Source organism: Nocardiopsis sp. iso_40 (assembly GCF_056173285.1).
Genome location: NZ_CM149666.1, coordinates 766,013 through 791,489 on the forward strand (window position 1 = coordinate 766,013; position 25,477 = coordinate 791,489).

Below are 25,477 nucleotides of genomic sequence, written 5' to 3' on the forward strand. Positions count from 1 at the left end.
CCGCGCAGGTGGGGGCCCAGAGCGGGCTCCGAGTGGAGTCGATTCCCCCTCCCCGGGGGTCGACCAAAAAACCTTTCGTGTCGGCCGGGTGAACGTGTGGTTTCCGGCACGTTCCGCCCCGGATCCGGGTAATGGGGGTACCGCCTGCCCGGACCGGGGGAGTGCCTCGTCTAGTGTGGTCAACCGTGTCTCACGCGACGAAGAACGGCATCTCCTCGCCGTACGTGGAACTGGACCGAGCGGCCTGGGCCGCCCTCCGGGCCTCCACACCCCTGTCCCTGACCGAGGCCGACCTCAGCGACCTGCGGGGTACCAACGACCCCACCTCGCTGGAAGAGGTGCGCGACATCTACCTGCCCCTGTCGCGGCTGCTCAACCTGTACGTGGGCGCCACCCAGCAGCGCCACGCCGCGGTGCGCGCCTTCCTCGGCGAGGCCGACCGGCCCTCGCCGTTCATCATCGGTGTGGCGGGCAGCGTCGCCGTGGGCAAGTCCACCACGGCCCGCCTCCTGCGCTCCCTGCTCGCCCAGTGGCCCAACCACCCGGACGTCGAACTCGTCAGCACCGACAACTTCCTCCACCCGAACGCCGTCCTGCAGTCGCGCGGCCTCATGCGCCGCAAGGGCTTCCCGGAAAGCTACGACCGCCGGGCACTGGTCCGGTTCGTCTCGGAGATGAAGGCCGGGGCCGAGCGCCTGGAGATCCCCGTCTACTCCCACCTGCACTACGACGTGGTGCCGGGCGAGCGCCAGACCGTCCACCGCCCCGACATCCTCATCGTCGAGGGCATCAACGTGCTCCAGCCCGCGACCGCGGGCCGCCTGGCCGTCGCGGACTTCTTCGACTACTCCATCTACGTCGACGCCAAGGTCGCGAACATCCGCGACTGGTACCTCGACCGGTTCCGCGAACTGCGCCGCACCGCCTTCTCCGACCCGCGCTCCTACTTCCACCACATGGCCACGACCATCGAAATCGAAGAGGACGAGGCCCTGGACTTCGCCGCCAACACCTGGCGGACCATCAACGAGGTCAACCTGGTGGAGAACATCCGCCCGACCCGCGGCCGGGCGACCCTCGTCCTGTTCAAGGGCGACGACCACCGCGTCAGCAGGGTCCGTCTCCGCAAGACCTGACGCGAACACCACCTCGGCACACACCGCACCTCGGGTAGGATCGCTGGCTCGGCCTCGCCACCCCCCGGGGTCGTGGTGCGCGCTCATGGATCGGAACGAACCGGGCCTGTCAAGGAGACCGGGGCGGGACCGCGCGCACGCGCGAAGCCGCGTCCTGTCCCGCCGAAACCCGAGGTCCCGCCATGACCACGACCGATCCCGCAGCCGTGCCCGCCGACCCCGAACTCCTCGCCGAACGCGAGGCCCTGCACGGGGCCCGCGCCGCTCTGCGCCGCATGCGCGAGGAGGTCGACGCCACCGAACTGCTCTTCGGTGACGCCGCCAAGGACAAGGTCACCGACGCCGCCCTGCGCCGCGGACGCGAGCGCCGCCTGGCGGCCCTGGCCGACATCCCGGGCGCCCCCCTGTACTTCGGGCGCCTGGACTTCGAACCCGGCACCGTCTTCCTCGACGAGGACGCCGACGACGGGGGCCCGGACCCGGTCGGCCCGCCGACGAACCCGACCGGATCCACATCGGCCGCCGCCACGTCCACGACGGCCGGGGCCGCCCCGTGGTCCTGGACTGGCGCGCGCCCATCAGCATCGCCTACTACCAGGCGTCGCCCGGTGAACGGATGTCCGTGCGGGTCCGGCGCCGGTACGGCTTCGGAACCGTCACCGGCCCCGACGGCCTGCCCGAGTCCGTCCTGACCGCCTTCGAGGACGAGGACCTGCTCGTCGGCCCGGACTCGCCCGAGGCCTTCCTGGGCAGCGAACTCCTCAACTCGGAGATCGAGCGCCCCCGCACCGGGCCGATGCGCGACATCGTCGCCACCATCCAGCCCGAACAGGACGCGCTGGTCCGCGCCCCGCTGGAGACCACCCTGTGCGTGCAGGGCGCCCCCGGCACCGGCAAGACCGCGGTCGGCCTGCACCGCATCGCCTTCCTGCTCTACAGCGAGCGCGAACGGCTCTCCCGGTCCGGTGTGGCGATCATCGGACCCAACCGGTCCTTCCTGTCCTACATCCGGGACGTGCTCCCCGCCCTCGGCGAGGTGGACGTCCACCAGACCACCGTCCGCGAACTCCTCACCCGGGACCTGCCGGAGCGCCTGCGGCCCGCCCGGGGATGGGTGCGCCGTACGGAGGCCCCCGGGGCCGCGCGTACCAAGGGGTCCGCGGTGATGGCCGAGGTGCTCCGCCGCGACCTGTGGGCCCACCTGCGGCCCCCGGAGGAGACCGTGATGGTGCGCCGGGGCTCGCGCCGCTGGCGCCTGTACCCGGAGGACGTGCGCCCGCTCCTCGACGAGCTCGCGGCGCGCGGTGTCGCCTACGGGTCCGGCCGCGAACTCCTGTCGCACCGCATGGCGCACGCGATCCTGACCCTGATGGAGGCCGAGGGCGAGGTCTGCGACGACCGCACCCACGCCCAGGTCCGCCGGGACCCGGCGGTGCGCGCCGCGGTCACCGCCCTGTGGCCCAAGGTCGAGCCGCTCAGGCTGGTGCTCGGCCTGCTCACCGACCCCGAGCGCCTGGCCCGCGCCGCAGGGGGGCTGCTCACCCCCCAGGAACAGCAGACCCTGCTCCTGCCGGGAAAACCGCGCGGTCCCAGGACCGCGAAGTGGTCGGAGGAGGACCTGGCCCTGGTCGACGAGGCGGCGGCGCTGATCGAGCGCCCCTCCGGGCTGGGGCACGTCGTCGTCGACGAGGCCCAGGACCTGAGCCCGATGCAGTGCCGGGCGGTCGGACGGCGCGCGGGCGCGGGCTCCCTCACGGTGCTCGGCGACATCGCCCAGGGCACGAGTCCGTCGGCGGCCCGTAACTGGTCGACGCTCATGGAACACCTGGGCAAGCCCACCGGTCACCTGCACACCCTGGACCGGGGGTACCGGGTACCCGCGCAGATCATCGACTTCGCCGCCCGCCTGCTGCCCACGATCGCCCCGCTTGCGCCCGCCCCGTCCGGCCGCCCCCGGCCGGATGCCTCCGGTTCCGGGGCCCATCCCTTCGCGCCGGTCGCGGTGCGCCGCTCACCCGGTGCGCTCCGGTTGCTCCCGACCGCCGGGGAGATCGCCCCGGCCCTGGCACGGGGCTGTCGGGAGGCGCTCCGGGGGGAGGGGTCGGTGGGGCTGATCGCCGCCGACCACCAGCTCCCCGCGCTACGCGAGGCACTGGCCGCGGAGGGGGTGGACGCCCCGCTGCTCGGCGAGACCGGGACGGACACCGCCCGCCTGGTCGCAGTCCCGGCCAGTCTGGCCAAGGGGTTGGAGTTCGACGCGGTGGTGGTCGCCGAGCCGGCCGCCATCGTCGAGGCCGAGGAGCGCGGTGCGAACCGGCTGTACGTGGTGCTCACCCGCGCGGTCAGCACCCTGCACGTGGTGCACGCCCGTCCGCTGCCCGCCGAACTCGCCTGAGCGGTCCGCGACGGCTCGGACCGGCGCCGGTACGGTGCCGGTCCGGGCGGACTTCAGACAGCGGTCCGGGCCGCGGCCTCCGTCAGTCGGCGGGGCGGGCGGTGCTCCGGTGCTCGCGGCGGCGCTTCCAGTGGCCGGGCACGACCCCGACGGCCAGCAGCCACAGGGCGACGGTGACCAGGTGGGCCCGTTCGGCGAGACCGAGGGCGACACCGGGGGAGCCGTCCCCCGAAGAGGCGTACGCCAGGGCTGCCAGGACCAGGACGACCGCGGCGGCCACTGCCTGCGCGAGGGTGATCAGCGCCAGGGCGGGCCAGGCGCGCTCCCGGGCACGCCGCCGGTCCCGGGCCAGGGCCGCCGAGGCCAGCAGTGCGGACAGGACGGCGACCACGGCCAGGACGGTCTGTGTCACCGTCGCGCCCTGCGTCCCCTCCACCAGGGACTCCACCGCGCAGGCCGCGTCCGTGGACACCACGCACCGGCCGGGCAGCAGGGAGGCGGTGAGCGAGGCGGCGCCGAACACGGCCATCGACCACCAGGAGACGGTCAGCCAGCTGCGGGGGCGCTTGGCGCCCAGGGTCAGGCCCAGCCCGGCGGCGAGGACGACCAGGATCGCGGCGGTCCGGTGCGCGCTGTCCAACACCAGGCCGAGAGTGGACTCGGGGTCGGCGAGGGCGCCCGTGGCGGTGTCCGGGCCACCGGGCAGGACGATCTCAAGGGTCCACATGCTGTAGACCACGGCGGCGACCACGGCGGCCACGCGGCCGTCCCGGTAGTCCCAGTGCAGTGTCGCGGTGTTCGAGTAAGGCATGGCGCCCCCAGTCTCCGCTGCTGACTCTTCTGTGTCCCTCGGACGCACCGGTACGCTTCCGCGTTCCCCGCTCCGCCGGGGCACCGCTCGTTCTGGGACCCTACGTCAGCCAACTCGCGTCGGCACTGTTATCCACGGGTGCGTGTTCACACGGCATCATCGTGGAACACAACGGGAACACGGGCTGGCGGGTCCGGGGACCGCGAGGGTACCGACGACCTACGGAAGGGCGCACGTGATGAACGGCGCAGCCACGGCACGATGGGTGATCGTGGGAGTGGACGGCACCGACTCCAGCAGGCACGCGCTGGAGTGGTCCGCGCACCAGGCCGTACTGCGCGGTCTCGGGGTACGTATCGTCGCTGCGGCGAGCCCGCTGGCCACGGAGGACTTCGGGGTCTGGGACGAGGCGGAGGAGAACGACGGGGGCGGGCCGGGGTCGGGCGCCCGGCGGCTGCTCGACCACGCCCGCGACTGGGTGTCCCGGCTGTTCCCCGAACTCTCCGTCCAGACCCGCCTGTCCTTCTCCCGCCCCGCCGAGGCGCTGGTCACCGAGGCGGCCTCGCCCGGGGCGGTGGCGGTCGTGGTGGGCTCGCGCGGGCTGAGCGGGATCGCCGCGGCCTTCGTCGGCTCGGTGGGGATCGAACTGGCCGCCCGCGCGGCGGTGCCGGTGATCGTCCTGCCGAGGGACCACGCGGCCGCGCACGGGGTCCGCAGCAGGGTGATCGTTGGGGTGGACGGCTCCGAACCCAGCCGCCGCGCCCTGGAGTTCGCCTTCTCCCAGGCGGAGTTCGCCGAGACCGACCTGGTCGCGGTCAACGCCTGGCAGCCCCTGGTGGCCTTCGCGGCGGCGACCGGTCCGATCCCGCCGGAGCTGTTCGACGACGCCACCGCGGCCGAGGCGGCCCGTCAGGCCCTGGACGAGGAGCTCGCCGACCTGCAGCTGTTCCACCCCGGGGTCCGGGTGCAGACGCGGGTGGTGCGCGCCCACCCGGTGGTCGCGCTCCTGGAGGAGGCCACCCCCGCCGACCTCATCGTGGTGGGTTCGCGCGGCCGCGGGGGTTTCCGCGGACTGCTGCTGGGCTCGGTCAGCCACTCGGTGCTGCACGGCGCGCGGGGCCCGGTCGCCATACTGCGCTGAGCCGCCCGGCCCCGGACTACCCGCCCGCCGGTGCGGTGGCGCGTTCCGCGCGTACGGCGTCGAGGTAGTCGGCGACCGCGTCCCGGTTGCGGGTCAGGCAGGCGATGCGGCTGTCCATCCGTTCCAGTTCGCCCTCCAGGGTGGCCAGCATCTCCGGTGTGGCGTCGGTGAAGTGGATGACCCGGGGCCGGTCCAGGCAGGGCAGGATCTGACGGATCAGCCTGGTCGGCAGTCCGGCGTCGAGCAGCCCGCGGATCTGGAGCACCCGGTCCACGAACTCCTCGCCGTAACGGCGGTAGCCGTTGGCGCACCGGTCCGGTGTGATCAGGCCCTGTTCCTCGTAGTACCGCAGCAGGCGGCGCGGGGTGTCGGTGCGCTCCGACAGCTCTCCGATTCGCATGTGACCGACCTCACCGGGCCTCGCTTTGACCCTCACACCAGTGTGACGGTCCGAGCATACGCAGCATGCGAGACGACACCAGATCCCCGTACCGGCCCCAGGTTCCGCCCCCCTCTCCGCGTGGGCGGCGCGCCCTTCCGCTGTCCGTCCTCCTGGCCCTGGCGACCGCGGTCTTCGTCACCAGCCTCACCGAGACACTCCCCGCCGGGCTCCTCCCCGCGATGGGGGCGGACCTCCGGGTCAGCGACTCCGCGGCCGGACAGTCCGTGACGGTCTACGCGATCGGCACCGCTCTCACCGCGATCCCGCTCGCCGCGGCCACCGCCGGATGGCGGCGCAGGCGACTGCTGCTCACGGCGATGGGCGCGTTCGCGGTGGCCAACACGGTCACGGCTCTCTCCTCGGACTTCCTCCTCACCATGACCGCACGCTTCGTGGCGGGGACAGCCGCCGGGCTGGTGTGGGCGATGCTCGTCGGGTACGCGCGCAGCCTGGTCCCCGCGCACCTCCAGGGGAGGGCGATCGCGGTGGTCATGGCGGGCGTCCCCGTGGCGCTCTCGCTGGGGGTCCCGGCAGGGACGCTCCTCGGCGGGCTGTTCGGCTGGCGGTCGGCCTTCCTGGCCATGACGGCGCTCACCCTGGTCCTGCTGGTGTGGATCGCCGTCCTGGTTCCGGACCGCCCGGGTCGGGGGCGGGGCGAGAGGCCGACCATCCGCCGCACCCTCGTCGTCCCCGGGGTCGTGCCGGTCCTGGGCGTCACCCTGGTGTTCGTGTCGGCGCACACGGTTCTCTACACCTATGTCGCGGCCTTCCTGACCGGGGTCGGTATGGGCGGCTCCGTGGACCGGGTCCTGTTGGTCTTCGGCGCCGCATCGCTGGCGGGCATCTGGTTCGTGGGTGCCCGGATCGACCGTCACCTGCGGCCCCTGACGGTCACGAGCGTGCTCCTGGTGGCGGTGGCGGTGACCCTTCTCGGGGCCTTCTCCGACGCCCCCGTACCGGTCTACGCGGCAGCCGCGCTGTGGGGTCTGGGCTGGGGCGGGGTACCCACCCTGCTCCAGACCGCCGTGGCCGACGCCGGGGGAGAGGCGGCGGAGACCGCCCAAGCCGTCCTGGTCACCCTGTGGAACGTCGCCATGGCCGGAGGCGGGGTGGTCGGCGGGGTGCTCCTCGCCGGGGTCGGCTTCCCCGCCCTGCCCTGGAGCGTGGTGTTGCTCCTGGTCCCGGTGCTGGCGATGGTGTCCGCCGCCCGGACGCACGGCTTCCCGGCCCGGCGGTCCGGGGCCGGGGAGGGCGCGGGCGGATGAGACACGCCTGCCGGACCGGTGCCCGACGCGGGTCCGGCAGGCGTTCGCCGCCCGGACGAAGCCGCAGGGCGTTGCCGGGGCGGCCGTCATTGGTCTAATCCGTTGGACCCGGCGGTCGACTTCTGCTGTGTGACGAACGGCACCGTGTGTTGGTGCTGGTGGGGCACTTGCCCGCAATCCAGGGGAAAGCGGACCCGAACAGTGCGGGAGCCCTGCCCGCGCGGGCACGTTCCGGCGCGACTTCGGGACGTCGAAAACCCTTGCTGTGCAGCGCAATCCGACTTTCTGTGCCAACGCGTATAGACCACTGGGCTAGACCAATTGGTCAGTGTCGGCACTCGTCGTTCATGATTCGAGGGATCTCGTAATTCGATGAGGAGCCGTTGTGACTGCTGACGTGGGTACTGATGTGGGCGCCGCCCCCACCAAGAACGAGGAACTCGTCTCCTGGGTACGTGAGATCGCGGAGCTCACCCAGCCGGACGAGGTCGTCTGGTGCGACGGTTCCGAGGAGGAGTGGACCCGCCTGACCGACCAGCTGGTCGAGCAGGGCACCTTCACCCGCCTCAACCCCGTCAAACGCCCGAACAGCTTCTACTGCAAATCGGACCCGACCGACGTCGCCCGGGTCGAGGACCGCACCTTCATCTGCTCCGAGCGCGAAGAGGACGCCGGCCCCACCAACAACTGGATCGCCCCGGACGAGATGCGCGCCACCTTCGGCGAGGTCTTCAAGGGCGCCATGCGCGGCCGCACCATGTACGTCGTGCCCTTCTGCATGGGCCCGCTCGGCGGCGACATCTCCCAGCTCGGCGTCGAGATCACCGACTCCCCGTACGTCGTCGTCTCCATGCGCATCATGGCCCGCATGGGCTCGGCCGCCCTGCGGCTGATCGAGGAGCGCGGCGAGTTCGTCAAGGCCGTCCACTCCGTCGGCGCACCCCTGGAGCCCGGCCAGCAGGACGTCGCCTGGCCGTGCAACTCCACCAAGTACATCTCCCACTTCCCCGAGACCCGCGAGATCTGGTCCTACGGCTCCGGCTACGGCGGCAACGCCCTGCTCGGCAAGAAGTGCTACGCGCTGCGCATCGCCTCGGTGATGGCCCGCGACGAGGGCTGGCTCGCCGAGCACATGCTGATCCTCAAGGTGACCTCGCCCGAGGGCAGGTCGCACTACGTCGCCGCCGCCTTCCCGAGCGCCTGCGGCAAGACCAACCTGGCGATGCTCCAGCCGACCATCCCCGGCTGGAAGGTCGAGACCGTCGGCGACGACATCGCCTGGATGCGCTTCGACGCCGACGGTCAGCTGCGGGCCATCAACCCCGAGGCCGGCTTCTTCGGTGTCGCTCCCGGCACCGGTGCCAAGACCAACGCCAACGCCGTGGAGACGCTCTGGGGCAACAGCATCTTCACGAACGTCGCCCTGACCGAGGACGGCGACGTGTGGTGGGAGGGCCTCACCGAGGAGGCGCCCGCGAACCTCACCGACTGGAAGGGCCGCCCCTGGACCCCGGACTCCGACGAGCCCGCGGCCCACCCGAACTCCCGCTTCACCACCCCGGCCGGTCAGGCTCCCACCATCGCCGACGAGTGGGAGGACCCGGCGGGCGTCCCGATCTCCGCGATCCTGTTCGGCGGCCGCCGCGCCTCCGCGGTGCCGCTGGTCACCGAGTCCTTCAGCTGGCAGCACGGCGTCTACCTGGGCGCCAACGTCTCCTCCGAGAAGACCGCGGCCCAGGAGGGGTCCGTCGGCGAGCTGCGCCGCGACCCGTTCGCGATGCTGCCCTTCTGCGGCTACAACATGGGCGACTACTTCGCCCACTGGGTCAAGCTGGGCCAGCGGGCCGACCAGGCCAAGCTGCCGAAGATCTTCTACGTCAACTGGTTCAAGAAGAACGCCGACGGCAAGATCGTGTGGCCGGGCTTCGGTGAGAACAGCCGCGTCATCAAGTGGATCGTCGACCGCCTCGAGGGCGACGCCGCCGCGGTCGAGACCCCGATCGGCTACCTGCCGACCGCCGACGGCATCGACACCGAGGGCCTTGACCTGTCCGCCGAGGACATGGAGTTCGTCCTCGACGTCGACACCGAGGTCTGGAAGCAGGAGGCCGCCCTGGTCCCCGAGTTCTTCAAGACCTTCGGCGACGACCTGCCCGGCGAGCTCTGGGACGAGTACCACGCGCTGCTGAACCGTCTGGAGAGGTAGCGAACCCGACCGGCCCCGTCTTTTCCGCGCGAGGGGGCCGGTCGCACCCGGAGGGGGTGCGGGCACCCGGTGCCCGCACCCCCTCCGGCGTTCCGGTTCGGAGAAGGAACCTTGGGGTAGTATCAATAGTGATACTTTGCGGCCATGGCCAGCCTTGAGAAGATCCTCGCGCGGATGCGGGATCAGCCGAAGTCGATCCGGTTCGCGGACCTGGCGAAGGTGTGTGAGCACTACTTCGGTCCGCCGCGCCGGCGCGGGACCTCCCACCAGGTGTACGGGATGCCCTGGTCGGGGGACCCGAGGGTGAACATCCAGAACGACCACGGAACGGCCAAGGCCTACCAGGTGAGACAGGTCCTCGCCGCGATCGACAAGCTGGAGGAGGAGCGGTGAACAGAGCAGAGCACTACGCCTACCGTGTTCGTTGGTCGGTCGAGGACAAGTCCTACGTCGGAACCGTTGCCGAGTTCCCCTCCCTGTCGTGGGTCGCCCGCACGAGTTCCGAGGCTTTCGAGGGGATCCGCGGCCTCGCCGAGGACACCGTCGAGGACATGGTCGTCTCCGGTGAGGAGCCGCCGCTGCCGATCGGGGAGCGCAGCTACTCGGGGAAGTTCCAGGTTCGTGTCCCCCCGGAACTGCACCGGCGGTTGGCCATCGAGGCCGCCGAACAGAACGTGTCGCTCAACCGGCTCGCCGCGGTGCGGTTGGCCGCGCGCCCGTGACCAGGGGGCCGGTCGCACCCGGAGGGGGTGCGGGCACCCGGTGCCCGCACCCCCTCCGGCGTTCCGGTCCCGCAGGTGCGCACTAGCGGCAGCTGATGTACCCGTTCCGGAAGGTCTTGCCCTGCTCATGCACGTACATGCGGCCCTGGACGTTCCCGAAGCTCCTGGTGCTGAACGTGTAGCTGCGGGTCTGACCGGCGACGATACCGATGCCGGGGCCGTTCTTGGTGCCGCTGCCCAACTGGGCGAGCGAGAACCTGATGGTCAGTTCCGAACCGCTGCGCTTGCTGTAGCTGACGGTCGCGCTCTCGCAGCGGCTGGTCCTCGTGGTCAGGACCCCGTGGGTCAGGGGGAGCGAGTTGGTGTCCAGGGCGCCGACACCCTCGGGGTCCTCCACGGCGGGTCCGTACTCGGGGTTCTCCACCAGGAACGCGTCCAGGCTCTCCACGTCCTCGCCGACCTCGTAGACACCCTCCTCGGTGACGATGATCTCCTGGCTCTCGGTGCGGACCCGGCCCATTTCGGCGAAGGCGGTGCCGGGTACGAGGAACACCACCGACGCGGCCAGGGCGGCCAGGGCTGTCAGGCGGGACGTGTGCTGTGTTCGTCCGGGGGAGAGGGACACGGTGTCCTCCTAGGGGGTTTCGTCAGGGGCGCTGCGAACGTACCCCCGGCGGACCGGGGCACCAAGGCCTTTGGTCCTCAGGGGGAGTGCAGGCGCAGCACCGCGTGCTCCGCCCACTCCGGGGGCCTGGTGAACCGGGACACGGCCATCATCGTCAGGAAGGCCAACGGGATGGTCCAGGCGGCGGGCTGGGCCAGCAGCACCGTCGCCCAGCCCTCGGGGGTGTCGAGCAGGATCGACCAGCCGATGGTCCCGGTGGCGGTCACCCCGCCGACGATCAGGCCCGCGGCCGCACCCGGCAGGGTGAGGCGCCGCCACCAGATACCCAGCACCAGCAGGGGGCAGAAGGTCGAGGCGGCCACCGTGAACGCCCATACCACCAGCACGTTGATGTCGATCATCTGCGCGGGCAGGGCCAGCAGCACGGCCACGCAGGCGCCGACCGCCACGGCCAGCCGCAACCGGGGCACGCTCCCCTGGAACAGGTCGTGGGACAGGCCCCCGGCCAGGGCCAGGAGAAGCCCCGAGGAGGTCGACAGGAACGCCCCGAAGGCCCCCGCCGCCACCAGCGCGGTGAGAACGGTGCCCACCGACCCCGGGACGGCCTGGGCGGGCAGGACCACCGCCACGGTGTCGGTGCCCTGGAGCATCACCAGCTGCGGTGTGAGGACCCGGCCCAACAGCCCGTAGACCGTGGGGAACAGGTAGAACAGCCCCAACAGGGCGATCACGCCCACCGCCACCCGGCGGGCGATCCGCGCGGTCGGGCTCGTGTGGAAGCGCATGATCACGTGCGGCAGGCCCATACAGCCGAGGGTGATCGCGAGCAGTGTCGACCAGGTCTCGAACAACGGGTAGCCGCCCACGTCCAGCAGGGGGGTGCTCCACCGTGCGCTGCCCAGTTCCGGCATGCCGTCCGGGTGCGGGATGGCGGCGCCCGCCGGGAACACGTACTCCGTGCCCCGTTCGACCGAGTGCGCCCCGGGTGCCAGCTCCAGCTCCTCGCCCCCGGCGGTGGTCACGGTGACCGGTTCGTCCAGCCGGAAGTCCGTGGCGACGGTGAACTCCACCGGGGTGGCCTGGGGGAAGTGGGTCCCCCACTCCGGGTGCAGGACCTCGGCCCGCGTGTCGGCGCCCGCGTGCACCACGAGGTAGACCGCGGGCACGGCGAGGAAGAGCAGTTTGACGACGTAGTGGAAGGCCTGCACGTAGGTCGCCGAGCGCATCCCGCCCGCGGCGATCGAACCGCTCACCACCAGCCCCGCCAGGAGCACCCCCACCCAGTAGGGGGTCCCGCTGACCAGGCTCAGCACCACGCCGGCGCCTTTGAACTGCGGCACCAGGTACAGCAGCATGATCACCAGGACCACACAGCCGCAGAGCTTGCGCAGCCGGGGCGCGCCCAGCCGGTACTCGGCGAAGTCCGGCACGGTGAACGCCCCCGAACGGCGCATCGGGCCCGCAACCAGGGCGACCACGGCGACGTAGCCCGCGGTGAAGCCCACGGCGTACCACATGGTGCCCAGGCCGTTCTTGAGCAGTAGCCCGGCCAGGCCCAGCACCGAGGCGGCCGACAGGTACTCGCCGGCGATCGCCAGCGCGTTCCAGTTGGGCGACACCCGCCGCGAGGCCACCAGGAAGTCCGAGGTGGAACGGGCCGCCCGCACCCCGTACACCCCGATGAACAGGCTGGTGGCGAGTACCAGGCCTATCGCGAGAACCGCCGTGCTCATGGCGTCCCGTCAGGTCCGGTACCGGACCCGGGGTGACGGACCCGGTCCTGCTCCCGGCCCCGCGCCTGGCGCTCGGCCCGGTCCTCCAGGCGTTCGGCCGCGCGTACGTGCCACAGCGCCAGGCCGAACAGCGCCGGGTATATCGCCACCGTCAGCAGCAGCCACGACACCGGAACCCCCGCGAGGCGGACCTGCCCCAGGGCCGGGAACAGGGCGAAGGAACCGCTCAGCCCGAACAGCACCGCCGACAGCAGCGAGACCGTGCGCACTGCCGTGCGCCGCTGGGCCCGGAAGAGCCGTCGCGCCGCCTCGGTGTCCACCGGTTCGGGTACCGGGAGCAGGTGCTGCACGGGACGGTTCCCCCGCGCCAGCGCGATGCGGGTCTGCGGGCTGGTGAGCTTCTCCCTGCGCGGGCTCACGGTGGGTCCTACCTTCTTTCATGGGTGAAGCTGGTCATTCGTAAGATCGGTGAGCCCAAGGGCTCCGGGTATGGCTGTCACGGTGAAGCCCGCTCGACGGCTTAAGGAACTTGGCCGCCCGGAGTCCCGCGACGACCCGACCGCCAATTGGGAGATGCGACCCTGATCGCTGCGTAGGACAACGACGGCGCGGTCGTCCGCTGGGAACCCCACCCCTCACCACACATCGGCGGAGGTGCCCGTGCCCCACATCTGGGCCGGTATCGACATCGGCAAGACCCACCACCACTGCGTGGTCATCAACACCGACGGCCAACAACTGCTCTCGCGCCGGGTCGCCAACGACGAGACCGAGCTGCTGGACCTGCTCGCTGACGTCCTGGCCCTGGACTCCGACGCCCTGTGGGCGGTGGACCTCAACCATGGCGGTGCCGCCCTGCTCATCGGCCTGTTGTTGGACCACGGCCAGCCGGTCGTCTACCTCACCGGCCTGGCCGTGCACCGCGCCTCGGCCACCTACCGGGGCGAGGGCAAGACCGACGCCCGCGACGCGTTCGTCATCGCCGACCAGGCCCGCATGCGCCGCGACCTGGGCGTGCTGCGCCCCGGGGACGAGATCGCCGTGGACCTGCGCATCCTCACCACCCGCCGCGCCGACCTGGTCGCCGACCGCACCCGGGCCATCAACCGGTTGCGCGCCCAGCTGCTGGAGATCTCCCCCGCCCTGGAACGCGCCTTGGACGTGACCAACAAGGGCCCCGTCGTGCTGCTGACCGGCTACCAGACCCCGGCCGCCCTGCGCCGTCTGGGCGCCAAACGCCTGGAGACCTGGCTGCGGGCCCGCGGCGTCAGAGGCGCCGCCGCTCTGGCGGCCACCGCCATCGAGGCCGCCCAGACCCAGCGCACACACCTTCCCGGGCAGAAGACCGCCGCGGCGATGGCGGCCCGGCTGGCCGGGGAGGTGATCCGCCTGAACGAGGAGATCGCCGAGGTCGAAACCCTCGTCCAGGCCCGGTTTCACGACCATCCGCATGCCGGGGTGATCACCTCCCTGCCCGGCATGGGCACGATGCTGGGAGCGGAGTTCCTGGCCGCGACCGGCGGTGACATGGCCCTGTTCGGCACTGCGGACCGGTTGGCCGGCTACGCGGGGCTGGCGCCGGTGGCCCGGGACTCCGGACGTGTCAGTGGCAACCTGCGAAGACCTCGTCGCTACCACCGGGGCCTGCTGCGGTCCTTCTACCTGTCCTCGATGTTCGGCCTGCGGTCGTGTCCGGCCTCGAAGGCCTACTACGACCGCAAGCGGGCCGAGGGCAAGGGGCACAAGCAGGCGCTGCTGGCGCTCTCGCGCCGCCGGGTCAACGTGCTGTGGGCGATGCTCCGTGATGGAACGCCTTACCAAGGTTCACCCCCGGTGAGCTTGGCGGCTTGACACCAGCATTGGGAAGTTCCTTCCGACTCGGGGTCACGGCTGGTCCTTGGCCGTCCCCGGAGGGCGGGCCGAACGGCCCAACTGGTCGCGTTTGGCCGCCTCCAGGAGCTGTTCCCGCAGGTGGCGGCCGTGCCTGCGGCTCACCGGGACGTCTCCGGCGGGTGTCCCCGCGACCAACCCGGACGAGGAGGTCACCCGCAGGTCCCGCACCCACGGGATGGCGACGAGGAAGCCGCGGTGCACCCGCACGAACCCGGCCGAGGCCCACACCTCCTCCAGGTAGGACAGCGACAGCCGGATCAGGTGGGTGCCCTCGGCGGTGTGCAGCCGCACGTAGTCGCCCTGCGCCTCCACGAACTGCACGTCGTCGCGTTTGACGAACACGGTGCGTCGGCCGGTGTCGATCTGCACCACGTGCAGGTCCTCGGCGGGGGGCGCCGAACCGCTCGCCCGGCGCAGTTGGGCGATCCGCCCCACCGCCTCGGCCAGCCGCTCCGGGCGGATGGGTTTGAGCAGGTAGTCCACCGCTCCGATCCCGAAGGCCTCCACGGCGTGGCTCTCGGACGCGGTCACGAACACGATCGACGGCGGCTCCGACATCACGCTCAGCACCCGGGCCACGTCCATGCCGTCCAGCCCGGGCATCAGGATGTCCAGGAACGCGGCGTCGATGCTGGTGGTGCCCAGCAGGCGCACGGCGCTGGCGCCGTTGGAGGCGACCAGGACCTCCGACACCTCGGGCATGTCACCGAGGAGGGAGGCCATCTCCTGGCGGGTGGACGCCTCGTCCTCCACCACCAGTACACGGAGTTCGGGTCTCACCGGACCACCACCCCGGGTGCGAACCTCGGTACGCGCACGGTCACCTTCGTCCCTTCTCCCAGCGCGGTCTCGATCACCAGACCGTACTCCGGCCCGTAGACCGCACGCAGCCGCTGGTCGACGTTGGCCAGGCCGACGCTGCGCGACTCCGGCCCTGTGCCCGCCAACAGGGCGCGGGCCAGCTCCGGGTGCATGCCCACGCCGTCGTCCTCGATCTCGATCACGCACAGGGGACCCTCGCCGAAACCGGACACGCTGATGTGCCCCCGTCCCTCCTTGCGTTCCAGCCCGTGCCGGATCGCGTTCTCCACGATCGGCTGCACGACCAGGAAGGGGATGGCGACCGGCAGTACCTCGGGCGCCATCCGCACGGTGATGTCCAGGCGGTCGTGGAAGCGGGCCCGCTGGAGTTCGAGGTAGGTCTGGGTGGCCTCCAGCTCGTCGGAGACGGTCGCGTAGTCGCCCTTCTCCGAGAACCCGTACCGCAGGTAGTCGGCGAAGTCCGACAGCAGGTGGCGGGCCCGGTCGGGGTCGGTGCGCACCAGGGCGGCGATCACCGCCAACGCGTTGTGCACGAAGTGCGGTGAGATCTGGGCGCGCAGGGTGCGCAGGTCGGCGGCGGTGATCCGGGCGCGGGCCCGGCGCAGCGCGGCGTGGTCCAGGCAGTCCGAGACCAGCGCCGCGGCCGCCTCCACGTCCGCCTCCACGGGGTCGCCGGAGGCGAGCAGCGCCCCGGAGAGTTCGTCGGCGACGGTCAGCGGGACGGCGCACACCGACGACCCGTCGGGCAGACGGGAGCGGGCGCCGCCCCCGTACTCGAAGACCTGGGAGAGCAGTCCGGCGACCTCGTCGGTGTCCGGGCACCTCCCGTGGGAGGCCACCGGCCCGTCGAGGTCGGCGAGGAGCACCCCGTCCACGGCCAGGACCTGGCGCAGGCGCCGGGCGGCGGAGTTCACACCGCGCCCGTGCAGCCCGTCCTGGAGGTCGACGCCCAGGGCGTGGACCTGACGCATCAGGTCCACACTCGCCCGGCGTTCCGAAGACGTGGGGCGCCGGGAGGGGGAAAGCCACGACAGCCACCGATAGGACACGGAACGATCTTATCTCCGCAGAATGTGTCGACATTCACGTTGCGGGTGCAGCCTTCCTCGGAGGGCCCGCCGTCCCGGAGGAAGGCGGGCCCTGTGGGCGGGGGCCCGGGCCTGCGGCGCCGGGCGAGGGTGCGCGCCCGGGGTAGTGGCCGCCGGTGACCGGTGGACCGGGCCCCTTGGCAGAGTCGTCCTAGTGGTCGCCCGCCTTCTCGGCTCCGGCGCCGGTGAGGGCGCGGACCTGGAGCATCGCGAACTTCTCGAAGTCGCGTTCCTTGGACGTGTACGTTCCGACGACCGCGCACAGGATGCTGATCGGCACCGAGACCAGAGCCGGGTTGGGCAGCGGGAACCAGGCGAAGTCGGCGTTCGGCATGAGCGCGTTCTCCGAGCCGGAGACGACCGGGGAGAAGAACACCAGGCCCACCGCGCTGATCAGGCCGCCGTAGATGCCCGCCAGCGCGCCGGCGGTGTTGAAGCGCTTCCAGAACAGGCTGAGCAGCAGGGTGGGCAGGTTCGCCGAGGCCGCGATCGCGAACGCCAGCGCCACCAGGAAGGCCACGTTGAGGTTCTGGGCGAAGATCGCCAGGAGGATCGCGACGGAGCCGATCACCAGGGCGGACAGCTTGGCGACCTTGACCTCCTCGGACCCGGTGGCCTTGCCCTTGCGGATCACCGAGTTGTAGAAGTCGTGTGCCAGCGAGGAGGACGAGGCGATGACCAGGCCGGCCACGGTGGACAGGATCGCGGCGAAGGCGGCGGAGGCGATGAGGGCCAGCAGGACCGCTCCGGCCATGTCGCCGCCGATGGTCGTCCCGACGACCTGGGCCAGCTGTGGCGCCGCCGTGTTGCCCGCGGCGTCCTGGGTGGTGATGGCCTCGTGGCCGACGAGCGCCGCGGCGCCGAAGCCCAGCACCAGGGTCATCAGGTAGAAGGTGCCGATGAGGCCGATGCCCCAGTTGACGGACTTGCGCGCGCTTCCGGAGTCCGGAACCGTGTAGAAGCGGATCAGGATGTGCGGCAGACCGGCGGTGCCCAGGACCAGGGCCAGCCCGAGGCTGATCAGGTCCAGCTTGTTCCACATGGTCTGCAGCGGGTCGCCCGCCACCTCGACGCCGTAGCGCAGGCCCGGCTCCAGGAACCCGGCCGCGTTGCCGTTGGCCGCCGCCTGGCTGGCGTTGGCCGCGTCGGTCATCAGGGAGCCCAGGTTGAAGCCGTACAGCGACAGGGTGAGCAGGGTGAGCAGGGCGGCGCCGCTCATCAGGATGACGGCCTTGGTGATCTGCACCCAGGTGGTGCCCTTCATGCCGCCGAACGCCACGTAGACGGTCATCAGCAGACCGACGACGACGATGCCGGCGATCTTCGCGGTCGGGGCGTCCATGCCGAGGAAGGTCTGCCCCTCCTGGATGCCGAGCAGCAGGGCGATGAGCGCGCCCGCGCCGACCATCTGGGCGAGGAGGTAGAAGATCGACACCACCACGGTGGAGACCGCGGCGGCCGTGCGCACCGGGCGCTGCTGCATCCGGTAGGAGAGCACGTCGCCCATGGTGTAGCGGCCGGAGTTGCGCAGCAGCTCGGCGACGAGCAGCAGGGCGACCAGCCAGGCCACCAGGAAGCCGATGGAGTAGAGGAAGCCGTCGTAGCCGAACAGGGCGATCATGCCCGCGATGCCCAGGAAGGACGCGGCGGACATGTAGTCGCTGCCGATGGCCAGGCCGTTCTGCAGCGGGGAGAACCCGCGCCCGCCGGAGTGGAAGTCGGTGGCCGAACGGGTGTTGCGGCTGGCCCAGACCGTGATGCCGAGCGTCGCCGCGATCATGAGCGAGAAGAGGACGATGGTGACCATCCGGCTGCTCTCGCTGACAGCCTCCTGCGCGAGGATCATCGGTCGTCCTCCCTCTTCTGGGCGTTGGCGCCGTTCTGGAGCTCGTCGCGCAGTTCTGCGGCGGGCCGGTCGAAGTTGCGGTTCGCGTACCTCGTGTACAGGACCGCGATCCCGAAGGTGGACACGAACTGGAGGAGGCCGAACACCAGGGCCACGTTGACGCTGCCGAAGAGGTTGGTGCCCATGATGTCGCGCCCGAAGGCCGACATGAGTACGTAGAGCAGGTACCAGGCCATGAAGGCGATGCTCATGGGGAAGATGAAGCGGTACAGGCGCCGCTTCAGGTCGGTGAACCTCGGGTCGCCGTGCATGGCGACGAAGGTCTCGTTGCTGATCGGCTCGTCGCCGCCGTTCCCGTCGGGGGGTGTCGGATCCTTTGTCGGCCTGTCGCTTGCCATGGTTTTCGGTACCTCCGGGGGATGAGCGGGAGCGGTGCTGCTGGTGAACGCAGGTTTCCGCGGCATGTCCGGTTTATGTGACCTGCGTTACTCGGCACTGTAAGGAGCGACACTCCGGATGAGCAGGGGGCGTGCCGGGGCGCGCGCCGAACGCGGGAGGGGAGCGGCAAGCGGTCGCCCACCGTGCGACGAACGGCTCCGTGGTGCGGTGAACGGTCGCCGGGCGGTCGTCCCCCGCACACCGGCGACGCTTCCGGTCGGTCCGCTAGGGGTGCCGCTGGTCCGCCCGGTCCGGGGCCGCGCCGGGATCGGTCGGCTCCTCCGCCAGGAGGATGCGGTGCCTTCCGGCGTAGACGTTCATGGAGTTGCCGCGCAGGAACCCGACGAGGGTCAGGCCCGCCTCCGCGGCCAGGTCGACGGCGAGGGAGGAGGGGGCCGAGACGGCGGCCACCACGGGGATGCCCGCCATCCACGCCTTCTGGACCAGCTCGAAGGAGGCGCGCCCCGAGAGCATCAGCACGCTCTCGCGCAGCGGCAGCCGCTCCGAGCGCAGCGCCCACCCGACCAGCTTGTCCACCGCGTTGTGCCTGCCCACGTCCTCGCGCAGGGCGAGCAGCTCCCCGTCCGGGGTGAAGAGCCCGGCCGCGTGCAGGCCCCCGGTGCGGTCGAACACCCGTTGCGCCTCGCGCAGCCGGTCCGGCAGCACGGCCAGGGTGCCCGCGCCGACCCGCGGGCCGTCCCCGCCCACCGGCCAGCGGGCCCTGGTCCGTACGGCGTCCAGGCTCGCCTTGCCGCACAGGCCGCACGAGGAGGAGGTGTAGAAGTTGCGTTCCAGCGAGGTGTCGGGCTTGGGGACACCGGGGGCCAGGGACACGTCGAGCACGTTGTAGGTGTTCGACCCGTCCTCGGTGGCCCCGGCGCAGTAGCGGATCGCGGCGATCTCGTGCCTTTCGGCCACCACGCCCTCACTGACCAGGAACCCGGCGGCGAGGTCGAAGTCGCTCCCGGGGGTGCGCATGGTGATGCTCAGGGGGGCGCCGTCCAGCCTGACCTCCAGGGGCTCCTCGACCACGAGCGTGTCGACCCGCTCGCTCGCCGCCCCGTCCCGGATCCGCAGGACCCGCTCACGTACGGTGACCCGTCCCACCCTCACCACCGCCTTCCGGTGTCCTCACTGCTCTTCTCCTCCATGATGACGCGGCGCGGCCGTGCGGACGGCGGCCGCCCCGCCGCACCGGCGTCCTTCCCCGGCCGCCTGGGGCCCGGGCGCGCGGTGCCCGGTGGCCCGTGTCTCCACCCCGCCCGGAACTCCCGGCCCGCCGGAGGTGTTGTATGTTCCGAGGACCTGAGGACCCCGGACGAGGTGCGCCGTACCCGGTCAGGACAAGACGGCGCGGACACTGTTCGCACGTCTTGGAGGTAACGGGTCATGGCATGGATCGTTCTGGTGGTCTCCGGCCTGCTGGAAACCGCGTGGGCCGCCGCGCTGCACGCCTCGCAGGGCTTCACCCGCCTCTGGCCGTCGGTGGCCTTCCTGGTCGCCCTCGCCCTGAGCATGGCCGGCCTGGCCTACGCCCTGCGCACCATCCCGCTCGGTACGGGTTACGCCGTCTGGGTGTCCGTCGGGGTCGTGGGTACGGCCCTCGTCGGTATGTTCTTCCTCGGTGAGGGCTTCAGCGTGCCCAGGGCCCTGTGCCTGATCGCGATCGTGGCGGGCGTGGTGGGCCTCAAGGTCCTCGGCTGACCGCTTCCGGCCGCGGAGCGGCTGCGGGGAGCCCGGACCCGGCTCCGGTCACTAGGCTCGCGGGATGAGTCTGGGAACCGTCGACCAGTGGGTCGTCAACGCCGTCGAACCGTCCTCCCTCGCCCGTTTCTGGGCCTTCGTGCTCGGCGGGGACGTCCAGGACCGCGAGGACGGCTGGGCCGTCGTCTACGGAGCCTCCGGACTGCCCCGGCTGTCGTTCCAGCCCACCCCCGAGGCCAAGCGGACGCCCAACCGCATCCACCCGGACGTGCTCGTCGAGGACATCGCCGAGGCCGCACGCGCGGCGGTGGAGCGCGGCGCGAGCCCGTTGGGGGAGGCGGTCACCGACGACCAGGGTGCGTTCCAGGTCCTCCGGGACCCGGAGGGCAACGAGTTCTGCCTGGTCGAGCCGGCGCGCTGACGGCTCCGGCGCCGGAGCCGCCCGAACGCGGCCCCGGCGCCGGGTCTCACCCGTGGCTCCTGGTCAGGCGGTACACGCTGCCGTCGTCCTCGCGGTCGAGGAAACCCTCCTCGACCAGGTAGCGGCGCATGGCGGAGTGGTCGTCGAAGCAGGTGCGGATGGCCGCGTTGACCTCCTTCTCCGTGTACTCCTTCCCCGGGGCGAACAGCCGCCCGCTGATCCGCTCCAGTACCGCCAGCCGCAGTTCACGCCTGGCCGGCATCGTGGTGAGGCGCCCCTGGCGGAAGAGCGCGTCCACCGGTTCACCCGTCCTGTTCTCGTCCCGGTGGGAACGCATGGCCGCGGCGAACACCTCGGTGACCGCCACCAGCCGCACGCCCCCCGCGCCCGAACCCTCCTCCCGGACCAGGCCGTCGCGCACCAGGCGTGCCAGGCGCTTGGCGGCCCTGGCCCCCTGGAGTTCGGCGGCGTCCAACCCCTCGGGCCCGGCGGTGACGATCCGGGCGTACAGCGCGAGCCGTTCGGGTGCGGCGAGCGAGGAGACGAGCTGGGTGGGGTGCGGCACGGCGGATCCTCGAAGACTCGGGAACTACTGGTCCCTGCCACGTTAGGCGCCGCACCGCAGTCGCAGCCAACGATTACCGGTACGCAGAGCCACGGGTCAGGCCTGCTCCAGCAGGCTCTCCACCACGCGGCCCACACCGTCCTCGAAGCTGGAGGGGGCCACCTTCAACCCCAGCGCGGGGTCGAGCAGATCGGGGTGTCCGCTGGACATCGCGTACCCGGAACCGGCCCAGGTCAGGGCGGACCGGTCGTTGGGCATGTCACCGAAGGCCACGACCTCCTCGCGGGACACGCCCCAGCGTTCGCACAGCATCGCGAGCGTGCTGCCCTTGTTCACCCCGGGGGCGCTCAGCTCCACGAGCCCCGCGCGGCCCGAGTAGGTCGCCTCCGCGAGCGGCCCGACCGAGGCCACCGCCGCCTCGTACATCAGGTGCACCGGGTGTGTGCTGGAACGGGCGATGAGCTTGGTGACCGGTGTCGCGGCCTCCAACAGGGCGTCGGTGTCCTCCAGCACCCCGCTCACCCACTCGCGCGGTACCCACGGCTCCAGGTGGTAGCCGGCGTCGTGGTAGAAGCCCGCGCCGGTCTCCACACCGAAGCCCAGTTCGGGCAGGGCGCCCCGGAGTTTGGCCACGATCGTGCCGGAGGTGTCGCGGTCGATGGCCCGCACCAGCGGCGACGGCTCCCCCGGCAGCCGGGTGTGGGCACCGTTGCCGCAGACCACGGCGGCGCAGTCGAACATGTCGGCGAAGATCTCGGTGGTGCGCGGCGGGCGGGCGGTCACGATGACCACCTTGACCCCTGCTTCCACGGCTGCGGTCAGGGCTCGGCGGTTGCGGTCGGAGACCTCACCGCTCCGGCCGAGCAGGGTTCCGTCGAGGTCGGTGGCGATGACTCTGGGAAGGACCATGGGATGGATTATGTCGTCCGCGGGCGACGGTTTCGATGGGTTTTCGGGGCCTGCGGGGGAAGGTCGGCGGAAGTTCACCGGCCGTCCGGGCCGGCCGGGATCCGCTCGATCACCCCGCCCCGGAACACGTCGTACAGGTCCAGGGTCTCCAGGTGCACGTAGCCGATGTGGCAGTCGCAACTGGTCAGCGGGCACGGGGCCGGTCCCAGGCGGGCCGCGAACGACCCGTCGTAGAGGTTGCCCAGAGGGGTGTCCACGAAGTGGCAGCGGCGCACGTCGCCGTCCCCGTTCACGGACAGCACACTCTCACCCGTACGACAGGGCAGCCCGCGGCTGGGGTGCGGCAGGCGGCTGTAGTGGAAGTGCGGGTCGATCTCCTGCCAGGAGGCCGCCTCGGCGTCGGTGTAGACGGCCCCCTCGGCGGCGTTCACCCACAGGTACACCCCCTCGGGCAGGTCGGCGCGCATCCGCACCGCCGCCTCCAGGTGCTCGGGCTGCCCCACCACCCCCACGCTGAACCGGACCCCCATCGCGGAGAGTTCGCGCGCCTTGCCCAGGAAGCGCCCGTGGCTGACCTCGCCCGGGTGGTAGGTGGTCCACAGGGCCACCGAGTCCCGGTCGCAGTCGGCGAGCCAGGCCGTGCGCCCGCTCAGGTTGGTCTGGATCGCCACCCGCTCCACGTGCGGCAGACGGCTCAGCCGGACCATCGCCCGCCGGTACCAGGAGCGGGTCAGCCCCTCGCCCCACGGGGTGAACAGCACCGAGAACCGGGTCCCGGGGGCCTCCTCGGCTCTGGTGGCCACCCAGTCGGTGAACCGCTCCAGGGCGGCCCGGTCCGCGCGCAGGGTCCCGGGGCTGTCCCGGCGCTTGGCGAAGGGGCAGTACGGGCAGTCGTAGTCGCAGCTGGCCAGCGGCCCCCGGTACAGCAGGGTGAGGTGCGCGGGCAGGGCCCGCGCCGTGGCGGGGCGGGCGGGCGCGGGATCGGGAAGGTCGACGGGACCGCAGGTGCTCATACGGCTCACCCCGCCTCGTACTCGGCCATCAGCCGGTTCACCCGGGCGGAGAAGAAGTCCGGGCCGATCGCGTCCGAGTGCGCCAGCCCCTCCTCGGTGAGCCGGAGCAGCCCCGCGCTCCCGGAAGCGCGAGACCCGGCGTCCCGGGCACCTTCTCCGCCCCCGTCTCCCGGTTCCAGCCAGCCGCGTTCGGCCAGCGCCGCGAACTCGACGGGGAAGTCCGCCACCGGGTGCGCGGCGAACCGGGCCGTGTAGTCGGCGACCGCCAGCCCCTCCACGCGCAGCAGCGACTGCAACACGTGCCTCCGGCGCCGCTCGCCGGAGTCCAGGGCGAAGCCGACCTCGGCGCGGTCGAACTCGGCCGCGCCGCGCCCCACGTAGTCGGAGATGATCGACCGCACCCTGCCCACGCCCACCGCGTAGTCGAAGGAGTAGTGGGTCGAGGCGGTGTAGGAGCGGGCACCGCAGCCCAGGCCGACCATGCCGTCGGTCTGGCAGCAGTAGTCCGGGGCCCCGGCCGCCGCGCTGTGCCCGGCGGACTCGGGGGCGTCGGCCCGCCGGAACATGCGCATGGACACCTGCTCGTAGCCGCGTTCGCGCAGGTGGTCGCGGCCTTGGCGGTACAGCGCCAGCCGGTGGTCGTCCCAGGCGCGGGCACGGCGGCCCAGTCCGGTGAGCGGCCGGACGTACAGCGGGTAGAGGTAGATCTCCTCCGGTTCCCAGGACAGCGCGGTGTCCAGGGAGTACTCCCAGGTCTTCGGGGTCTGCCGGTCGATGCCGTAGATCAGGTCCACGTTGAGCCCGGCCCGGGCGTGCTCGCGGATGTCGGCCAGCGCACGGTCCACCTCACCGCGTTTCTGCGGGCGTCCGGCGGCGTGCGCCTCGGAGTCGACGAAGCTCTGCACGCCCATGCTGATCCGGGTCGCGCCGCGTTCGTCCAACACCTGGAGGCGGTCCGGGGTGGCGGTGGCCGGTGAGGTCTCCACCGACACCGGGATCGTGGCGAGGTCCACCCCGAAGGAACGTTCGACCAGGTCGTAGACCCGGACGAGCTCCTCGGCGGTCAGGTAGGTGGGGGTGCCCCCGCCCAGGGCGGCCCGGGCGAACGAGGCGCCCGCGGGCAGTGCGGAGGCGACCGTCGCGGCCTGGCGCTCCAGCGCGTCCAGGTAGGCGGTGACCTGCTCCGCCGGGGGAGTGGAGCGGGTGAAGAGGTTGCAGAACCCGCAGCGCATCTCGCAGAACGGGATGTGCGCGTACAGCGAGAGCGAGCTGACGTCCTCCTCCCGCCACAGGTCGGCCAGGGCGGGCCGCTCGGTGAAGGGCCGGTAAGCGCTCTTGTGCGGGTAGGCGTACACGTACGAGCGGTACGGGGAGTCCGCGCGGACGGGTTCGGCCATCGGGATGACGCTCATGCGTCCTCCTTCTCGGGCTGCTCGGATGCGGGGTCGGCGCCGTACCCGCGGGGGAGGACGGCGTGGGTGTAGGGGACGGTCCAGACGGTCTCGTGGCCGATCCGGTGGCCGGTGTAGCCGTCCTCGCCGTAGGCGGTGCCGTGGTCCGAGCACACGATCGCGAAGCAGGGGCGGCGGGCGGACAGCGCGGCGAGCAGCGGGGGGAGGTGGCGGTCGACGTACTCCAGGGCCGCCGCGTGGCTGGCCCGGGTGTCCCCGTCCTCCCTGGTCGCGCCGGGCAGGTGGAACCAGTTGGGCTGGTGCAGGGCGGCCGCGTTGAGCAGTAGGAACAGGGGCCGTTCCGCGGGGGTGGCGGCGGCCACCTCGACCGCGCGGTCCACCTGGTTCTCGAAGGAGTGCGGGTCGGCGACGCCGAAGGACTCCTCCCAGTGGCTTTCGGCGAACAGGTCCGGCAGCACCGAACCCAGCTCCGACCTGCGGTTGAAGAAGCCCGTGCCACCCACGCAGGCGGTGTGGTAGCCCGCCCGGGCCAGGCCGGAGGCGAGGTCGGGGGCCTCGAACGTCCAGGTGCCGGGTGCGGTGGAGACGCTGCCGGGGAAGGACGCGGCGAACAGGCGCGGGTGCGGGCCGGGTGAGGCCGGGGTGGGCAGGAACCCGGCGAGCATGGCCAGGTGGGCGGCGTAGGTGAAGCTCGCGGGGGAGTGCCGCTCCTCCCAGCCGCCCTCGGGCAGCAGCCGGGCCAGGTTCGGGGTGCGTCCGGCCCCGGCGAGCTCGACCGCCACGTCGTGGCGCAGGGTGTCCAGGGTGAGCAGCAGGATGTCGTGCGTGCCGACCACGGTGTTCATGTCGGGCTGCGCCAGACCTGTGTCCGAGCTGGGTCTGGAGGTACT

Annotated in this window: 24 protein-coding genes, 1 pseudogene and 1 riboswitch; of the genes and pseudogenes, 10 read left to right on the forward strand and 15 right to left on the reverse strand. The window is 71.8% G+C overall.

Annotated elements, in window-relative coordinates; all coding sequences use genetic code 11:
- The first annotated feature begins 224 nt into the window (after positions 1 to 224).
- Positions 225 to 1,136: a type I pantothenate kinase gene (coaA, locus tag AC0VYD_RS03295; RefSeq protein WP_475480166.1), complete on the forward strand. Its 912-nt coding sequence runs from the start codon at positions 225 to 227 to the stop codon at positions 1,134 to 1,136.
- A gap of 182 nt (positions 1,137 to 1,318) precedes the next feature.
- Positions 1,319 to 3,531: pseudogene (locus AC0VYD_RS03300) on the forward strand (HelD family protein).
- 82 nt (positions 3,532 to 3,613) lie between these two features.
- Here AC0VYD_RS03300 and AC0VYD_RS03305 read toward each other — a convergent pair.
- Positions 3,614 to 4,342 (reverse strand): DUF998 domain-containing protein, encoded by a 729-nt coding sequence (locus tag AC0VYD_RS03305; RefSeq protein ID WP_475478530.1) that lies wholly within the window; start codon positions 4,340 to 4,342, stop codon positions 3,614 to 3,616.
- Between the two features lie 238 nt (positions 4,343 to 4,580).
- Here AC0VYD_RS03305 and AC0VYD_RS03310 point away from each other — a divergent pair, with 238 nt between their 5' ends.
- A complete protein-coding gene (locus tag AC0VYD_RS03310; RefSeq protein ID WP_475478531.1) occupies positions 4,581 to 5,483 on the forward strand; it encodes a universal stress protein in 903 nt (300 codons plus the stop codon).
- A gap of 16 nt (positions 5,484 to 5,499) precedes the next feature.
- Here the strand turns inward: AC0VYD_RS03310 and AC0VYD_RS03315 are convergent, their stop codons facing one another.
- A complete protein-coding gene (locus AC0VYD_RS03315) occupies positions 5,500 to 5,883 on the reverse strand; it encodes a MerR family transcriptional regulator (protein ID WP_475478532.1) in 384 nt (127 codons plus the stop codon).
- Between the two features lie 65 nt (positions 5,884 to 5,948).
- On the opposite strand from AC0VYD_RS03315, the gene AC0VYD_RS03320 reads away from it, so the two are divergent.
- The 4 genes from AC0VYD_RS03320 to AC0VYD_RS03335 all read left to right on the forward strand — a co-directional run bounded on the left by AC0VYD_RS03320 (position 5,949) and on the right by AC0VYD_RS03335 (position 10,118).
- Positions 5,949 to 7,190 (forward strand): MFS transporter, encoded by a 1,242-nt coding sequence (locus AC0VYD_RS03320; RefSeq protein ID WP_475478533.1) that lies wholly within the window; start codon positions 5,949 to 5,951, stop codon positions 7,188 to 7,190.
- Between the two features lie 397 nt (positions 7,191 to 7,587).
- Positions 7,588 to 9,396 carry a phosphoenolpyruvate carboxykinase (GTP) gene (locus tag AC0VYD_RS03325; RefSeq protein ID WP_475480167.1) on the forward strand — a complete coding sequence of 603 codons (1,809 nt, stop codon included), beginning with the start codon at positions 7,588 to 7,590 and terminating at the stop codon, positions 9,394 to 9,396.
- A 144-nt stretch (positions 9,397 to 9,540) separates the two neighbouring features.
- Complete coding sequence (locus tag AC0VYD_RS03330; RefSeq protein ID WP_475478534.1) at positions 9,541 to 9,789, forward strand: toxin HicA; 249 nt, start codon at positions 9,541 to 9,543, stop codon at positions 9,787 to 9,789.
- Positions 9,786 to 10,118 (forward strand): type II toxin-antitoxin system HicB family antitoxin, encoded by a 333-nt coding sequence (locus AC0VYD_RS03335; protein ID WP_475478535.1) that lies wholly within the window; start codon positions 9,786 to 9,788, stop codon positions 10,116 to 10,118. Before AC0VYD_RS03330 ends, AC0VYD_RS03335 begins: the two co-directional genes overlap by 4 nt.
- 82 nt (positions 10,119 to 10,200) lie before the next feature.
- On the opposite strand, the gene AC0VYD_RS03340 is transcribed toward AC0VYD_RS03335, so the two are convergent.
- The 3 genes from AC0VYD_RS03340 to AC0VYD_RS03350 all read right to left on the reverse strand — a co-directional run bounded on the left by AC0VYD_RS03340 (position 10,201) and on the right by AC0VYD_RS03350 (position 12,895).
- Entirely contained in the window at positions 10,201 to 10,743 is a 543-nt protein-coding gene (locus AC0VYD_RS03340; RefSeq protein ID WP_475478536.1) for a hypothetical protein, read from the reverse strand.
- Positions 10,744 to 10,820: 77 nt separating this feature from the next.
- A complete protein-coding gene (locus tag AC0VYD_RS03345) occupies positions 10,821 to 12,476 on the reverse strand; it encodes a sodium/solute symporter (RefSeq protein ID WP_475478537.1) in 1,656 nt (551 codons plus the stop codon).
- Positions 12,473 to 12,895 carry a hypothetical protein gene (locus AC0VYD_RS03350; protein ID WP_475478538.1) on the reverse strand — a complete coding sequence of 141 codons (423 nt, stop codon included), beginning with the start codon at positions 12,893 to 12,895 and terminating at the stop codon, positions 12,473 to 12,475. The genes AC0VYD_RS03345 and AC0VYD_RS03350 overlap by 4 nt, the downstream gene beginning before the upstream one ends.
- Positions 12,896 to 13,130: 235 nt before the next feature.
- Between AC0VYD_RS03350 and AC0VYD_RS03355 the strand changes: the two genes are divergently transcribed.
- Positions 13,131 to 14,327, forward strand: coding sequence for an IS110 family RNA-guided transposase (locus tag AC0VYD_RS03355; RefSeq protein ID WP_475478539.1), 1,197 nt, complete (start codon positions 13,131 to 13,133; stop codon positions 14,325 to 14,327).
- Positions 14,328 to 14,360: 33 nt separating this feature from the next.
- On the opposite strand, the gene AC0VYD_RS03360 is transcribed toward AC0VYD_RS03355, so the two are convergent.
- From AC0VYD_RS03360 to fdhD, 5 genes are all read right to left on the reverse strand, one after another.
- The gene (locus AC0VYD_RS03360; RefSeq protein WP_475478540.1) at positions 14,361 to 15,149 is read right to left on the reverse strand and encodes a LytR/AlgR family response regulator transcription factor; all 789 of its coding nucleotides are present in this window, start codon (positions 15,147 to 15,149) and stop codon (positions 14,361 to 14,363) included.
- Positions 15,146 to 16,162 carry a sensor histidine kinase gene (locus AC0VYD_RS03365; protein WP_475478541.1) on the reverse strand — a complete coding sequence of 339 codons (1,017 nt, stop codon included), beginning with the start codon at positions 16,160 to 16,162 and terminating at the stop codon, positions 15,146 to 15,148. Before AC0VYD_RS03365 ends, AC0VYD_RS03360 begins: the two co-directional genes overlap by 4 nt.
- 268 nt (positions 16,163 to 16,430) lie before the next feature.
- A complete protein-coding gene (locus AC0VYD_RS03370; RefSeq protein WP_475478542.1) occupies positions 16,431 to 18,125 on the reverse strand; it encodes a solute symporter family protein in 1,695 nt (564 codons plus the stop codon).
- Positions 18,122 to 18,523: a DUF485 domain-containing protein gene (locus tag AC0VYD_RS03375; protein ID WP_475478543.1), complete on the reverse strand. Its 402-nt coding sequence runs from the start codon at positions 18,521 to 18,523 to the stop codon at positions 18,122 to 18,124. The genes AC0VYD_RS03370 and AC0VYD_RS03375 overlap by 4 nt, the downstream gene beginning before the upstream one ends.
- A 265-nt stretch (positions 18,524 to 18,788) precedes the next feature.
- The gene (gene fdhD / locus AC0VYD_RS03380; protein ID WP_475478544.1) at positions 18,789 to 19,670 is read right to left on the reverse strand and encodes a formate dehydrogenase accessory sulfurtransferase FdhD; all 882 of its coding nucleotides are present in this window, start codon (positions 19,668 to 19,670) and stop codon (positions 18,789 to 18,791) included.
- 184 nt (positions 19,671 to 19,854) lie between these two features.
- Positions 19,855 to 19,921, forward strand: a riboswitch (guanidine-III (ykkC-III) riboswitch).
- A gap of 31 nt (positions 19,922 to 19,952) precedes the next feature.
- Here fdhD and AC0VYD_RS03385 point away from each other — a divergent pair.
- Both AC0VYD_RS03385 and AC0VYD_RS03390 read left to right on the forward strand, forming a co-directional pair.
- Positions 19,953 to 20,267: a DMT family transporter gene (locus AC0VYD_RS03385; protein WP_475478545.1), complete on the forward strand. Its 315-nt coding sequence runs from the start codon at positions 19,953 to 19,955 to the stop codon at positions 20,265 to 20,267.
- 64 nt (positions 20,268 to 20,331) lie between these two features.
- The gene (locus AC0VYD_RS03390; RefSeq protein ID WP_475478546.1) at positions 20,332 to 20,688 is read left to right on the forward strand and encodes a VOC family protein; all 357 of its coding nucleotides are present in this window, start codon (positions 20,332 to 20,334) and stop codon (positions 20,686 to 20,688) included.
- A gap of 46 nt (positions 20,689 to 20,734) precedes the next feature.
- On the opposite strand, the gene AC0VYD_RS03395 is transcribed toward AC0VYD_RS03390, so the two are convergent.
- The 5 genes from AC0VYD_RS03395 to AC0VYD_RS03415 form a co-directional block, all read right to left on the reverse strand.
- A complete protein-coding gene (locus tag AC0VYD_RS03395; RefSeq protein WP_475478547.1) occupies positions 20,735 to 21,253 on the reverse strand; it encodes a DUF2087 domain-containing protein in 519 nt (172 codons plus the stop codon).
- A gap of 96 nt (positions 21,254 to 21,349) precedes the next feature.
- Positions 21,350 to 22,162, reverse strand: a complete 813-nt coding sequence (locus AC0VYD_RS03400; protein WP_475478548.1) for an HAD family hydrolase — start codon at positions 22,160 to 22,162, stop codon at positions 21,350 to 21,352.
- A 74-nt stretch (positions 22,163 to 22,236) separates the two neighbouring features.
- Positions 22,237 to 23,175 carry an STM4011 family radical SAM protein gene (locus tag AC0VYD_RS03405; RefSeq protein WP_475478549.1) on the reverse strand — a complete coding sequence of 313 codons (939 nt, stop codon included), beginning with the start codon at positions 23,173 to 23,175 and terminating at the stop codon, positions 22,237 to 22,239.
- Between the two features lie 5 nt (positions 23,176 to 23,180).
- Entirely contained in the window at positions 23,181 to 24,587 is a 1,407-nt protein-coding gene (locus AC0VYD_RS03410; RefSeq protein ID WP_475478550.1) for an STM4012 family radical SAM protein, read from the reverse strand.
- On the reverse strand, positions 24,584 to 25,432 hold the full coding sequence (locus AC0VYD_RS03415; protein ID WP_475480168.1) for an STM4013/SEN3800 family hydrolase: 849 nt from the start codon (positions 25,430 to 25,432) through the stop codon (positions 24,584 to 24,586). The genes AC0VYD_RS03410 and AC0VYD_RS03415 overlap by 4 nt, the downstream gene beginning before the upstream one ends.
- Positions 25,433 to 25,477 lie beyond the last annotated feature (45 nt).